This window comes from Vibrio sp. CB1-14 (genome assembly GCF_040412085.2).
Classification (GTDB): Bacteria; Pseudomonadota; Gammaproteobacteria; order Enterobacterales; family Vibrionaceae; genus Vibrio; species Vibrio chaetopteri.
Window position 1 is genome coordinate 1,682,926 of sequence record NZ_CP115921.1, and the last position, 13,052, is coordinate 1,695,977.

Sequence of the window (13,052 nt, forward strand, 5' to 3'; positions counted from 1 at the left end):
TACAAACTACGACACTGGTCACCATAAGATACGAAACGTCTTATGGTGATATGGATTCCAGCCATTATATCGACGCTAACTCATTGGTTTTTAGTTAATTTATTTTGTCGCCACGACAAATTACGCTTATTTAAAGGGGAAATATGACTCCAAGATGCAGGAAAATTGCTGTCCAGAGAGACGATTAAATGCTTGATAGGCTTTACTATCTGCCTCAAGCTCCTACAATGTGCACAAATTTCAAAGTTAAAGGTTTTCATACATGTCTATCCAATGGTTTCCAGGCCACATGCACAAGGCTCGCAAAGAGATCGAAGAAGTCATCCCACAAGTAGATGTCATTATCGAAGTTCTTGATGCTCGTATCCCATTTAGTAGTGAAAACCCTATGATCTCAGAGCTACGCGGTGATAAACCTGTGGTGAAGGTTCTTAACAAACGCGATCTTGCTGACCCAGAAAAAACAGAATTGTGGATTGCTCACCTCGAAAAAGAGCAAGGTGTTAAAGCTATGGCTATCACCACGTCTAATCCACAAGAGGTCAATAAAATCCTTGAGTTATGTCGTAAACTCGCCCCTCATCGCGAAGAGATCGGCAAAAATATTCGTACCATGATCATGGGCATTCCGAACGTTGGAAAATCGACCATTATCAACACATTAGCGGGCCGTACCATTGCCGTCACAGGTAACCAACCAGCCGTAACCCGCCGCCAACAGAGAATTAACCTACAAAACGGCATCGTTTTGTCTGACACTCCAGGGATCTTATGGCCAAAAGTAGAAAACCCACACAGCGGTTTTCGTTTGGCAGCCACGGGCGCTGTAAAAGACACAGCGATCGAATATGATGAAGTTGCGTTTCACACCGTTGAATACCTTGCAGAGGTTTATCCAGAGCGTCTAAAAGAGCGCTACCAAATCGACGAGGAGCTTCCAGAGTCTGATCTTGAAATCATGGAGCTTATTGGCCGCAAACGCGGCGCACTGCAATCTGGCGGCCGAGTGAACCTACACAAAGCCTCTGAGATTCTGCTTCATGAACTTCGTAACGGCACCTTGGGTCAACTAACGCTTGAACTACCTGAGATGATCACCAAAGAGCTGGTGGAAGTGGAACTTGAAGCGGCACGTAAAGCTGAAGAGAAAGCGAAGAAAAAAGAAGAACGCCGTAAGCGTTACTTGAAAAACAAGCGTTAGGATTTAACACTAACGTATACTCAGACAAGTTCAATGCCAAAGCTTACAACTAATGTAGCTTTGGCATTTGTGTTTATGATGGTGCAAATCACCTCAGCCATCCTCACCATTAACACTAAGTTTCTGTTAAGATAACGCTTCTTATCACTTACACTGTGTCAATTGTGAGCATTCTTGGTCAACTTCGCCTCCTATGGGCCAACAAAACATTTAATTACAGCGTTCTGATGCTGTTTGCTCTGCTCGGCGTGGTCATTCCCGCTTGGTACTTAGAGCAGCAAACTTGGGTTACCCCATTAATTCTTGGTGTCATCGCTGCTGCATTGGCAGAAAGCGACGACAGCTTCACTGGCAGATTGAAAGCTCTCATCATAACGATGATCTGTTTTGCCATTGCCTCATTTTCAATCGAACTATTATTTGATACACCCTGGTTTTTTGCAGCGGGTCTGTTTGTTTCGACTTTAGGTTTTGTACTTCTGGGGGCAATCGGCCCTAGATATACCAGTATTGCTTTTGGCTCTTTGTTAGTGGCTATCTACACCATGTTAGGGGCAAGTGAAAGTAGTGATCTATGGACACAACCTACACTGCTTTTGGGCGGTGCTTCTTGGTATTACCTTGTTTCGTTGGTTTGGAACAGTTTATGGCCGCTACAGCCAGTGCAGCAAAGTCTCTCTAATGTATTCAACGAACTAAGTTTGTATTTAGACGCGAAACGAAATCTATTTCATCCAACGCGAAACCTCATCCCCCAGCCACATCGCCTGAAAGAAGCCAGCCTTAACGCCTGTACTGTATACGCGCTCAATGAGTGTAAAACAACACTGCTTAACCGCTCGAAACGTGGACATGTTGACGGGCCAAGCGATCGTTTTTTACAAGTTTACTTTATCGCTCAAGATATCCATGAGCGAGTGAGCTCCAGTCACTACCGTTATCAAGAGCTCGCTAGCTCCTTTTCACACTCAGATGTGCTGTTTCGCTTTAAGCATTTGCTTGAAATGCAATCCATCGCCTGTAAGAACATCGCGCACGCGCTGAAACTTGGTAACAAGTATTCTCACAGTAATGATTCACTCAACGCACTGGTTGAACTTCAAGACTCTATCGAATACTTAGAAACACAAAATCGTCCGGAGTGGAAACCATTATTAGTACAGATTCACTACCTATTTAATAATCTAGCTACCGTTGAGAAGCTGCTCAGCAATGTCAGCAATCCTGACATCGTCAATCAAGATGACAATGTGCTAGACGATACAAACGCTCACACACCACTAGCTATGTGGCGCAAAATAAAATCCAGCTTCACATTAGATTCTTTGTTGCTTCGCCATGCAATCCGCTTGTCTTGCGCATTGACTTTGGGTTACGGGATCATTCAATTTTTCGAACTCGAACGAGGTTACTGGATCCTGCTAACCACATTGTTTGTCTGTCAGCCAAACTACAGTGCCACACGCCAAAAGCTCACCGCCCGAATTGCTGGTACGGTCGTTGGCCTTCTGGTTGGGGTACCTTTGCTTACCCTTTTTCCATCCACAGAGAGCCAACTCGTACTCTTGGTCATTTCTGGTGTCATGTTCTTCGCGTTTCGACTCAATAATTACGGTTACGCAACGGGTTTTATCACTGTCCTAGTTCTGCTTTGCTTTCATCAACTTGGTGAAGGCTACGCGGTAGTACTTCCACGTTTAATGGATACGCTCATTGGCTGTGCACTGGCTGTTTGTGCTGTGTATTTCATTCTTCCCGATTGGGAGTCGAAACGTTTATCGAAAATCATGGTCTCGGCACTAAAAACCAACCGCCTGTATTTGCTGCAAATCATTGGGCAATATCGCGTAGGCAAGAAAGATGATCTAAGCTACAGAATCGCGAGGCGCGATGCCCATAATGCGGATGCGAACCTATCCAAAGCCATCTCTAACATGCTTGCTGAGCCGGATCGTTATCAATTAGATACAGATGAGTGTTTTCGCTTTTTGACGCTTAACCATGCCCTGCTGAGTTACATTTCAGCATTGGGCGCGCATCGCCAGAGACTTGATGATGAATCGATTCATTTATTGGTACTCGAGGCACACCGAAGTATTAATCAACATATTGAAGTAATAGAAGAGAATTTATCAGGCACTGGGAGTGACGCAACCCACACAACTGTCGATCAATTTGATATTCATAGACGACTTTCAGAATGGCGAGATGAAGACGATCGTTCTGCAAGAATGGTATTGCAACAGCTTCACTTGATCTATCGAATGCTACCTGAATTGCAAACGTTGTCGACACACCTGAAACCCGAAGCACTATCACAAACAACACCAGAAAGTTAACCTGATAGTAAACGTCATGTTAATGCAGTCTTTGCATTGACATGACGTAGTTAACCAAGCTATTGACGCCCTCTTACATTTCTCGGACAAAATTCACAGAATCAATTTATAGAATACTCACTATAGCGACTCATCATCGATGATCGAAAGGAACTCAGCCGCTTGTGCACAAGAGACAACCACGATCAACCAAACTGCGTCATTACGGGTGTTACTATGCCAACACAGCAATTTGAACAACTCAAAGAACAGCTAAAAAAGCTATCACCACAACAACTCAAAGCACTGCAAGGTGAAATCAGCTCACAGCTACAACCCAACTCTGATAACTTACTAAGCGATGAAGAGCTAACTGCCCTATCACAACTATTTCGCTAAACCCTGCCCCAGCGGTTTCGCGAAACATAGCGCGATTAAGCACATTGCCCCACAACTATGTCCTACGCTAACAGTTGTCGGTTCAAAATGCGTACGTCTGTAATATGATGTCACAGAACTTTGCCACCATACCTTGTATCTCTTGTCTATGTGGGTAGAATCCCCGTTCAAACTGACTGACAAACATCGACATGCCAAAAGTAAATCTTCACAAGCGTGACTACCTAAACAATTTAGGTGACGAGCTCGCAATGTCTGAGTTCGAACAAAGACTCACGCCCAAGTTTGACTCGCCTGCTAACAGGGTGAATCGCAGTCCTTACCTCACGCAACGCAACGTCGACTATCGTTGGAAAACCCTAGACAATCCTAGTGCACGAGGCGAGCTTTTTGATGCTCATACTGAATCGCAAATGCAAGCCTATGAAAAAAATATCGAGTTTTTTATCGGCACGCTAAAAATGCCAGTAGGTACCGCCGGTCCCTTACGGCTCAATGGCCTTTTTGCACAAGGCGATTACCAAGTCCCACTAGCGACAACAGAAGCAGCCCTCGTGGCATCGTACAATCGCGGTGCTAACCTGATTACTGCCTGCGGTGGTGCCAGTGCGATGCTATTAAATGAAGGTGTGACCCGAACGCCTGGTTTCGCATTCAAATCGCTAATTGAAGCCGGTCAGTTTGTCGCATGGTTGGTAACTCAGTTCGATCACTTTAAAGCGTTGGCGGAATCAACCACTTCTCACGGTAAGCTCAGTGATGTTAGCGTTAATATCGAGGGCAATCATGTCTACTTGGTATTCGAATATTTAACCGGTGATGCTTCTGGTCAAAACATGGTGACCATCGCAACTAATGTGGTGTTTGACTACATCTTAACCAACACACCAATCGAACCAGATTATGCGTTTTTGGACGGCAACTTATCCGGCGACAAAAAAGCAAACTCGCAAACTTTACGTAGTGTTCGTGGTAAAAAAGTGACCGCTGAAGTAACAATCTCAGCAGAGCTGATTGAGAAGTATCTGCATACCACACCCAAAAAGATGGCTCAATTCGGCCAAATGACCACAGTCGGCGGCGCACTTAGTGGCACGATTGGCATCAATGCACATTATGCCAATGCTCTGGCAGCCCTCTATATTGCCTGCGGTCAGGATGCGGCCTGCGTAGCAGAATCTGCAATTGGGATGACCCGTATGGAAGTCACTGAAAAAGGTGAGCTCTACGCAAGTGTAACCCTACCTAATTTGATGGTAGGCACTGTCGGCGGTGGTACTGGACTTCCGAGCCAGAAAGCGTGCTTAGATCTACTTGGTCTGCACGGTTCTGGACAATCCCAAGCATTGGCAGAAGTAGCTGCAACCCTTTGTTTAGCTGGAGAGCTTTCTATTGTTGGTGCTTTTTGCGCTGGCCACTTCTCGCGAGCTCATCACAAATTAGCGAGATAACGTATTCTCAAGCAGTAAACCGAATAAAGGATGCAGAGGCATCCTTTTTGCTTTGTTTTTTCTCTTGCTAAGAAGAGAGTTGCTAAGCAGTTATTCACTAAGCAGCTAAATAATGAAACTGCTTAAAGTGGCGCAACGCATCGTTAAGAGACTTCTCTTTAATCGGCTTAACGATAACAAAGTCGGCGCCCGCGGCGAAAAATGCCTGACGTGTCGAAGTTTGATTGTCCGCAGTACAGGCGTAAATCGGCAATGTTTTATTGTATTCTTGGCGTATTTGCTTGGTGATCTCAATTCCCGACACACTCGGTAACTGGTTGTCCATTAGCACTAAATCAAAGTTCGCACTATCGATATAGTTAAGTGCCTCTTGGCTATCTTTCGCCCAGACAACATGCATCCCATACTTTTCACAGAAAGCTTTAGCAATAAACGCATTGGTATGATTGTCTTCCACCAGTAACACCGATATTTCACGATCAAATAAGCTGAAATCGATTTCCGTTTCCTCTACGGCAAGCGCAGACGCACCCTCAATGATTTCGACAGGTAACGTTAGCTTAAACTGCGTTCCGACCCCGACTTCACTGGTCAAAGTGATATCACCATCAAGTATGGTTACTAGATTTCTGACGATAGCTAAGCCTAATCCACTGCCTCCATACTCCCGTGTTGTCGTAGACTCTGATTGAACAAACGGATCAAAGATCTGTTCAAGTTGATCTTGGCGAATACCAATACCGGTATCTTCAACATCAATAAGCAGCTGAGCAGTCTCGTCTGAATGATGACGAGTCATACTGAAGGAGACTTTTACCTGACCGAGATGCGTAAATTTAATCGCATTACTCAACAGATTAAAAAGAATTTGATTTAGGCGAACCTGATCGGTGAACAACACGGTCTCAATTGGCAACTTATTATCGATCTTCAATGTAATTGACTTTTCATCACATAAAGGTCGGTAAATGCCATCAAGAGCGGTCACAATTTCTTTAAAGCTAAAGCTGTGTTTCTCAAGCTTAAAACTGCCATTTTCAATTTTAGAGAAATCAAGAATATCGTTTAACACGGCAAGCAGATGTTCACCACTGTTACACAGTACGTCGATTTGCTCTTGATAACGCGTCTGTTTGGCTTCTTTTTTCAACAGCTGTGAAATACCTAAAATCCCATTAAGCGGCGTGCGTATTTCGTGGCTCATTTTAGCAAGAAACTCGGTACGAGCCACTGCGGCACGCTCGGCCTCTTCTCTTGCCTTCTCACTTTGCTTTTCTGCTTCCACCAACTTGGTGATATCCAATCCTTGCGATAGAACCAACTTCTTATCTTTACGAGTTTGGATAGACGACAAGTTCCAACGATATACCATGTCACTAATCGGAACATCGATACCGGTAATGGTCACGCCATGATTCGCCTTGTCGACTTGAACCTTCATTTCATCGACAAATTGGCGAAACTGCAGCGCATCACTACTGTCTGCGTTGCGCTCTAAACCAAGTGCTTTTCGAGCTGATGGGTTGATCTGCAATATGGTGGAATTTTCAGTCCAAACGATGATTGGAGACAAGGAGAAGTTAAACAGGTCTTGGAACAGCCTTTCTTGCTCAGAAAGACGTTCAAACGTGTTACTCAACGTCTTACCGATATGATTGAACTCATGAATAGTCGAGCCAGAGAAATGTTCAAACTTTTGTGTATTGCCCGCTATTCGAGTGTAAACCATCAGCTTCGCCAACTCCTTGGTGACTCGGCCATTTAACCAGCGTCTCGTTATCACGGAAGTGATGGTGATCACCACAAAAGAGAGGAAAATCCAAAACAGGTAGCTATTTCGAAGAGCTAGAATACCGGGATTACGTTGAATAGAGTAAACCGTCAGCTTAGATAGCTGACTACCAATCGATAGTGGCGTTTCGGTAACGAGTATTTTATTGAGATCAACCTCACCGCTTTTAATGACAGATACAACGGATGCTTGTGTGTAGCTATCATCAGACGAAATAGAAGAGGCAATCACTGCATCTCCATACTTTAGAATGACATCATCACTGTTACTACCGCGCAATAGACTCGTTAATAGCCCCGCGTTATCATCAAGTATGACCCCGACAAAAAGCTGTCCGAGCACTTCACCAGAAGAACGATCGACAATCGGTGTCCTGCGCAACAATATATGCCTTTCTCCAAGCTGCGATCCGGCCGCTACCGTATTCCAATTATTGTTTTTTCCGGCTGCCACATTTAGTGTTGCTAGGCTGCTTTGCTCCAGTCCATAAAACAGTGCATTACCGTCATCCCATACAATGTCATCACTGCGAGTAATAAAACGAAAGTCTGGAGCGTTCGAAGGCTGAAGGTTATCCTCTCGTAAAAAAAAGTAGTCGAGCAGCCTAGCATCGAAAGTTTCAAAAAAACTCTCTACAGCATCACTTTTTGCGTTGCTGTCTTGCAGAATTTGTAACGAGGCTAAGCGGTAGTTGAAAAAGTTAACAACCAATGCACTAGTTTGCCTAGCGCTCTTTTGAACTTCTTCTCGAACGATGTCACGACTTAACTGCCAGCTTTGCATCAGCATTGCGAACGTGAACACCCCCACTACCGTAATCACAGTTCGTGTGATCAGTGTGGCGAGAGTTTTACGATTATTAAAATCCGTTAATGGCATACAAACTTCACACGCGACTATCGATCAGAATAACGAAATGCTCGAGATTTAAGCTCTTCAATTCGTTGAGCATTGTCTTCACTGGTGACTAACTCGAAACTGCCCGAATAGACTTGTGGTACCGGTTTTTGTTCGAGATCCCACTTGATTGCTTCTGCCATAGCCACTCCAGTATCATCATTCATTCGCATAACAGTGACATCCAAGTCCCCACGCTGAATGGCATCCAACTCAGCAGAGCCGCCACCCCAACCATTGACGATGACATCGGTTTTTCCGAGCTCACGCAGTGCATCTGTTGCGCCCAAAGCGACATCTGTTGCACAAGCGTAGATAAAGTCTACATCAGGATGCTGCTGCATCGCATTGAGTGTCGCTTCTCGACCACTCTCTCGATTCGCTTTGGTGTAATAAGATGTAGATAAGTTAAAGCTTTTTTGAGCATCCATTTGTTCAATGAAAGTACCGCCACGAGCATCACTCACATACCCTTCAGAGAAATACAACACTGAGTAATTTGTCTGTTCACCACCGAAGCGTTGTTTGAAATAGTCGGCGAGCAACAAGCTTCCTTTGACGTGATCAAAGCCAACATACATAAATGGTGGGTTATCAGCCCAGCTTTTTACTGGCGTAGTGATATTTTGTAGGATTAGCTTTATATCGGTTGAATGCAAAACATGCTCAATGAACTTGCGGTGCCTTGTTGTATCTAAGGTAAAGATCAGATAGCCCGAATTATTTTTGACCGCTTCCATCAGCGATGCACTTTGCTGTCGGTAGTCTTCGTTAGGACGAGTGAAAACCTGATTTAGCTCATAGGCAACACCTAATTCTTCTAATCGACGCTCAAATGCTTCTATGTTCCTTACCCAATAGTCAGACACCTGCTGCCCTGGATAAACAACAGAGATAGTCACTGGCTCTTTTTGCTTGACCGACAAGGGCACTGCACTTTCAAGGACAGTTTGTTGCAATTGTTCAGCGAGCTGCTTTTGTTTCGGGTACGTTTTCAGGAACTGTTGATAATTCCAATAATCAGACAGGATAGTATTTGCAGAGATTGTGAAAGAAGGCGCTGCAAGCAATATTATGGTGAAAAACGTATGTAATTTGCGCATCTGTTCTGTACATTTTTGTGTTTAAGAACAAGTGTATACAATGAGGTGCAATTCAGCCAGTTTTCGCAATCAAACGCTGGCTTTAATGATGAATTTTTCTTCGTTGGCAACGAGCTGCTCTTTCTGTTTCTTATTTAACTTCTTTATCGCAATTTCCGTTTTAAGCGCCTCACTTTTGCTTTGCTGTGTTTGGCTCCATACCAATTTTAGTGGACCTCGACCACGCAGTGCTTTTGACCCTTTGCCTGCTTCGTGCTGCTTGAATCGACGTTCTAGGTCATTGGTTATGCCACAATAGAGTTTATCTTCAGCCGTGCGAATTAAGTATACGAACCACTCAGCTGGGGTATCGATTTCAGACATAGACAAGTAATTTCATTACCAAAGCTATCCGATGACAAAAAGGCGGCCTAAGCCGCCTCACCGCTCACAATAAAGAATTTACCAATGCTTTTAGCTCGCCAAGCTCTTGCTTCAAAGCTTCGACTTCCGCTTCCAACGCCTCAATGCGCGCTTGACCAGCAGACGCTACTACACCAGTAACGCTGCCTGACGCTGCTTCCTGAGTAAGTTGTTCGATATCCACCTCACCGCTAAACAAATGCATATAACGCGATTCACGCTTACCTGCTTCACGTGGTAGTTTCACAACCAAGGCACCATTTTCACGAGATGCCATAGCTTCAAGAGTCGCTTCAACTTCTTTCACATCGGTGAATGAACAAAGTCGATTGGTTCTAGTCCGAATTTCACCAGGAGTCTGTGCACCACGAAGCAACATACAACATACAATGCCTTTCTCCTGTTCATTGAGCTTTAGATCACCAAACTCAGTATTGCAAAAGCGGTGTTGGAACTTAGACACGCGGCTGTTGAAGCTACTTTCATCACTCAGTAATCGACGGTTAATCAATGCAGTAGCTGCATCTTGTACGTCGGCATCGCTCAGGCTCATCACAGGATCGCGATTGCTTTTTTGGTTACACGCTGTCGTCAAACTATTCAACGTAAGTGGATATTGATCCGGAGTAGTGATTTCTTTTTCGATAAGGCAGCCAATGACGCGCGCCTCAACTGGGGACAGTTCGATGTTCATTATTGTATTCCTTTATAGTCCGCTACAGTGTCACAAAGCAAGCTCAATGCTCCGACAGAAACGGTACTTTTATGAGTTTACCATCTTGGTCGATCATGACGACTTTACTTCGATTGAGTTCGACTTCAACTACCTCTTGCTTACTACGCTCACATATGTACGCCCCTTTAAGCCTTTGTTTTGGTGATAGCTTATCGGTTGAGATGACAGTGTTGTTGTCGGATTCTAATGAAGTTTGAGATAACAGTGACATGAATTACTTTGCGTTAAAAACCTTGTTGTTTGAAATCATAGCGCTATTTCTTACTGTAACTCAATTGTTTCTTCTACTGAGTGGCGACAAACTAAGCAATAGCCAATGAGTATTGATCTAAGGTCTGTTATAGATGGGTTTGTTGTGTTTTAATCAAGACAGATACCCACACGAATTAGGAAAGGAAACATGAGTAGCGTATTTGAAATCGTTGCGCAAGCACGTCGCAAGAACAAACTAAAACGTGAACTGCTAGACAACGAGAAGAAGGTTCGTGACAACCGTAAGCGTGTCGACCTACTAGAAAACCTGATGGACTACATCAAGCCAGAAATGACGCACGATGAAATCGTCACTATCATCAAAAACATGAAAGCAGACTACGAAGACCGTGTTGATGACCATATCATCAAGAGCGCTGAGATTTCAAAAGCTCGTCGTGACATCAGCCGTCGTATCCGTGAGCTGACTGAAGAAGACAAGCAAATGGTTCAAGGTAAGAAATAATTTCTTGTTCCGAGCACTAAAGAGCCTGTTCGCAGGCTCTTTTTGATCGCCCACAACATCTATTGACAGTTTCAACAATTTTCCCTCTCAACTATCGACTCTCCCGCACTAAAACGTTTGCGTAATCGCTAACCTTCTCCGTATCCAAATTTGACGGTTTCATCACAGAATTTAGGCTGCTATAGTGTCTGCAAATCACGGTAACACCATTCGAGGCAAGGAGCTTCCTCGACATTCTCATGATGAGAAGAATAGGTACCAGCACCCCTGGCAATATTTGAGGAGGAAATTATGGACTTCAGTATGGTTGAATTACTTGGTTACGCAGCATCGATCATGGTCGCAATCTCACTAACAATGAAAGACATTGTTAAACTACGTGTACTTAACTTTGTAGGTTGTGCCCTATTTACCGCTTACGGTTTGGCAATCGACTCTATGCCAGTCGTCCTTACTAATGGTTTCATTGCATGCGTAAACGTCTACTTCTTGCTGCAAATGCAAAAAAAAAGTGGGACGAGCGCTGAATCTAACGCTTAGTCGACAGAATGCAAATAATGCCCCATTTAAGAAGCCTCGACTGTGTCGAGGCTTTCTTTATCAATCCAAACACTAGCCAAAGAAACGGCTGAACCAAGTGATTTCACCGAACGCAATGAGGTCATAAATGGTGAAAAATACCGCTGAAATGACGGCAAGTTTTAGAAGGCGAATCAAAATGAACATTGTTTTTCTCTATGTAGCTGTTTAGCACTCAGTGTATCTTCACCCCTAATAGATTGAAACCATCAATACCTCTTGTTATCCGCTAAACTCATGATATTGGTTCATACTATGGGTTAGGTTCTCATTCTTTCTAGGAGGCAGTGATGGAATATGTGGATGGTTTTGTAGCGGCGGTTCCAAAAGAAAACAAAGCGTTATATAGAGAGCATGTCCTGAAGATCGCCTCCGTTTTCAAGCAACACGGCGCGCTGTCTGTCATTGAATGTTGGGAAGATGATGTTACTGAAGGACAACTTACCTCTTTTCCTCAAGCAGTGAAGAAACAAGATAATGAATGTGTCGTCTTCTCTTGGATTTCGTGGCCGTCAAAGGAAGTGCGAGATGCTGGAATGAAGGCAGTGTTTGATGATCCTATGATCCAACAAGAGATGGCCGCCATGCCCTTTGATACGAAGCGTTTAATTTATGGTGGATTCTCAGTCTTGGTCAACGAGTAGCCTATATACACTACTATCCTATCGCGATTACTTTCCAGTAGGTATCGTCGACTAAACGGCTAAGTAACCCGGTGTGATTAGTGCTAGACGGCAGTAGCCAACACGCTGCATCCTCAGCCGATAAGATCAATGGCATGCGATGATGAAACGTCTTATAGCTATCTGTTGGTTCAGTCGTTAATGTCACAACTTGGCCTGCATCAGGATAGCCCACAGCAGCCATGTATAAGGGTCGATCATTTTCGGATTGAAAAAGATACTTAGATTTGGTTCCGTTTGGCTCAGTTTTCCACTCATACCAACCCGAGCAAGGAACAATAGCTCGATGAGTAGAGTATGCATGTGAGAAAGTAGGTTTTGTTTGAACGGTTTCTGCTTGGGCATTAATGATAAGTTTATTGCTCCAAGTCGGTTTAATTCCCCAAGCCAACGGCAGTTGAAATAGCTGTTTGTCGTATCCTGCAACCACGCATTCAAGGGATTCAGACGGGAATGCCTCTTCCCTGGGTTGTGCAGAAAACACAATACCCAGCTGCTCTGAAACATAGTGGCTAAAAGGATCATCGATAATGTTAAGTCGGCCGCACATTCGTTAAATAAACTCCTCGTTCGGCTATATTATAACGTATTGCATGTGTTTACCCTTGACGCTTCAACCATTCCCCCATAGCTTTAGGACGGAACGCCTTTGCTTGCGCGTCTGGATAGGTCGAGAGGATGTTGTACTCGGCCAAACCCCAGACTTCCGGACTCAAAGCATACCACTGGGTATCAAGTAAACCAGCAGTGACCATGCACCGATCCATCCAACG

14 protein-coding genes are annotated in these 13,052 nt (G+C 44.2%); 7 read left to right on the forward strand and 7 right to left on the reverse strand.

The window, feature by feature from the left end; genetic code table 11:
- Positions 1–262 precede the first annotated feature (262 nt).
- The 4 genes from ylqF to PG915_RS23350 all read left to right on the forward strand — a co-directional run bounded on the left by ylqF (position 263) and on the right by PG915_RS23350 (position 5,369).
- Positions 263–1,201 (forward strand): ribosome biogenesis GTPase YlqF, encoded by a 939-nt coding sequence (gene ylqF / locus PG915_RS23335; protein WP_353499345.1) that lies wholly within the window; start codon positions 263–265, stop codon positions 1,199–1,201.
- A 164-nt stretch (positions 1,202–1,365) separates the two neighbouring features.
- Positions 1,366–3,540, forward strand: a complete 2,175-nt coding sequence (gene yccS / locus PG915_RS23340; RefSeq protein WP_353499346.1) for a YccS family putative transporter — start codon at positions 1,366–1,368, stop codon at positions 3,538–3,540.
- Positions 3,541–3,756: 216 nt separating this feature from the next.
- The gene (locus tag PG915_RS23345) at positions 3,757–3,918 is read left to right on the forward strand and encodes a hypothetical protein (protein WP_353499347.1); all 162 of its coding nucleotides are present in this window, start codon (positions 3,757–3,759) and stop codon (positions 3,916–3,918) included.
- Between the two features lie 191 nt (positions 3,919–4,109).
- A complete protein-coding gene (locus tag PG915_RS23350; protein WP_353499348.1) occupies positions 4,110–5,369 on the forward strand; it encodes a hydroxymethylglutaryl-CoA reductase in 1,260 nt (419 codons plus the stop codon).
- Between the two features lie 97 nt (positions 5,370–5,466).
- Here the strand turns inward: PG915_RS23350 and luxQ are convergent, their stop codons facing one another.
- From luxQ to PG915_RS23375, 5 genes are all read right to left on the reverse strand, one after another.
- Positions 5,467–8,040 (reverse strand): quorum-sensing autoinducer 2 sensor kinase/phosphatase LuxQ, encoded by a 2,574-nt coding sequence (gene luxQ / locus PG915_RS23355; protein WP_353499349.1) that lies wholly within the window; start codon positions 8,038–8,040, stop codon positions 5,467–5,469.
- A gap of 17 nt (positions 8,041–8,057) precedes the next feature.
- Positions 8,058–9,161: an autoinducer 2-binding periplasmic protein LuxP gene (locus PG915_RS23360; RefSeq protein WP_353499350.1), complete on the reverse strand. Its 1,104-nt coding sequence runs from the start codon at positions 9,159–9,161 to the stop codon at positions 8,058–8,060.
- Positions 9,162–9,230: 69 nt separating this feature from the next.
- On the reverse strand, positions 9,231–9,524 hold the full coding sequence (locus PG915_RS23365; protein ID WP_353500205.1) for a GIY-YIG nuclease family protein: 294 nt from the start codon (positions 9,522–9,524) through the stop codon (positions 9,231–9,233).
- Positions 9,525–9,588: 64 nt separating this feature from the next.
- On the reverse strand, positions 9,589–10,257 hold the full coding sequence (locus PG915_RS23370; RefSeq protein ID WP_353499351.1) for a YceH family protein: 669 nt from the start codon (positions 10,255–10,257) through the stop codon (positions 9,589–9,591).
- A 43-nt stretch (positions 10,258–10,300) separates the two neighbouring features.
- Positions 10,301–10,510 carry a hypothetical protein gene (locus PG915_RS23375; protein ID WP_353499352.1) on the reverse strand — a complete coding sequence of 70 codons (210 nt, stop codon included), beginning with the start codon at positions 10,508–10,510 and terminating at the stop codon, positions 10,301–10,303.
- Between the two features lie 189 nt (positions 10,511–10,699).
- Here PG915_RS23375 and PG915_RS23380 point away from each other — a divergent pair, with 189 nt between their 5' ends.
- The 3 genes from PG915_RS23380 to PG915_RS23390 all read left to right on the forward strand — a co-directional run bounded on the left by PG915_RS23380 (position 10,700) and on the right by PG915_RS23390 (position 12,240).
- The gene (locus tag PG915_RS23380; RefSeq protein WP_006072802.1) at positions 10,700–11,017 is read left to right on the forward strand and encodes a DUF496 family protein; all 318 of its coding nucleotides are present in this window, start codon (positions 10,700–10,702) and stop codon (positions 11,015–11,017) included.
- Between the two features lie 291 nt (positions 11,018–11,308).
- Positions 11,309–11,557 (forward strand): YgjV family protein, encoded by a 249-nt coding sequence (locus tag PG915_RS23385; protein WP_353499353.1) that lies wholly within the window; start codon positions 11,309–11,311, stop codon positions 11,555–11,557.
- Between the two features lie 329 nt (positions 11,558–11,886).
- Positions 11,887–12,240, forward strand: coding sequence for a DUF1428 domain-containing protein (locus tag PG915_RS23390; RefSeq protein WP_353499354.1), 354 nt, complete (start codon positions 11,887–11,889; stop codon positions 12,238–12,240).
- A gap of 13 nt (positions 12,241–12,253) precedes the next feature.
- Here the strand turns inward: PG915_RS23390 and PG915_RS23395 are convergent, their stop codons facing one another.
- Together PG915_RS23395 and PG915_RS23400 are read right to left on the reverse strand one after the other, a co-directional pair.
- Entirely contained in the window at positions 12,254–12,829 is a 576-nt protein-coding gene (locus PG915_RS23395) for an SOS response-associated peptidase (RefSeq protein WP_353499355.1), read from the reverse strand.
- 49 nt (positions 12,830–12,878) lie between these two features.
- The gene (locus PG915_RS23400) at positions 12,879–13,034 is read right to left on the reverse strand and encodes a hypothetical protein (protein ID WP_353499356.1); all 156 of its coding nucleotides are present in this window, start codon (positions 13,032–13,034) and stop codon (positions 12,879–12,881) included.
- Positions 13,035–13,052: the final 18 nt, after the last annotated feature.

Coding starts and splice junctions, on each gene's coding strand:
- ylqF (WP_353499345.1), top strand. CDS start 263: ATGTCTATCCAATGGTTTCCAGGCCACATGCACAAGGCTCGCAAAGAG.
- PG915_RS23345 (WP_353499347.1), top strand. CDS start 3,757: ATGCCAACACAGCAATTTGAACAACTCAAAGAACAGCTAAAAAAGCTA.
- PG915_RS23350 (WP_353499348.1), top strand. CDS start 4,110: ATGCCAAAAGTAAATCTTCACAAGCGTGACTACCTAAACAATTTAGGT.
- luxQ (WP_353499349.1), bottom strand. CDS start 8,040: ATGCCATTAACGGATTTTAATAATCGTAAAACTCTCGCCACACTGATC.
- PG915_RS23360 (WP_353499350.1), bottom strand. CDS start 9,161: ATGCGCAAATTACATACGTTTTTCACCATAATATTGCTTGCAGCGCCT.
- PG915_RS23365 (WP_353500205.1), bottom strand. CDS start 9,524: ATGTCTGAAATCGATACCCCAGCTGAGTGGTTCGTATACTTAATTCGC.
- PG915_RS23370 (WP_353499351.1), bottom strand. CDS start 10,257: ATGAACATCGAACTGTCCCCAGTTGAGGCGCGCGTCATTGGCTGCCTT.
- PG915_RS23375 (WP_353499352.1), bottom strand. CDS start 10,510: ATGTCACTGTTATCTCAAACTTCATTAGAATCCGACAACAACACTGTC.
- PG915_RS23380 (WP_006072802.1), top strand. CDS start 10,700: ATGAGTAGCGTATTTGAAATCGTTGCGCAAGCACGTCGCAAGAACAAA.
- PG915_RS23385 (WP_353499353.1), top strand. CDS start 11,309: ATGGACTTCAGTATGGTTGAATTACTTGGTTACGCAGCATCGATCATG.
- PG915_RS23390 (WP_353499354.1), top strand. CDS start 11,887: ATGGAATATGTGGATGGTTTTGTAGCGGCGGTTCCAAAAGAAAACAAA.
- PG915_RS23395 (WP_353499355.1), bottom strand. CDS start 12,829: ATGTGCGGCCGACTTAACATTATCGATGATCCTTTTAGCCACTATGTT.
- PG915_RS23400 (WP_353499356.1), bottom strand. CDS start 13,034: ATGGTCACTGCTGGTTTACTTGATACCCAGTGGTATGCTTTGAGTCCG.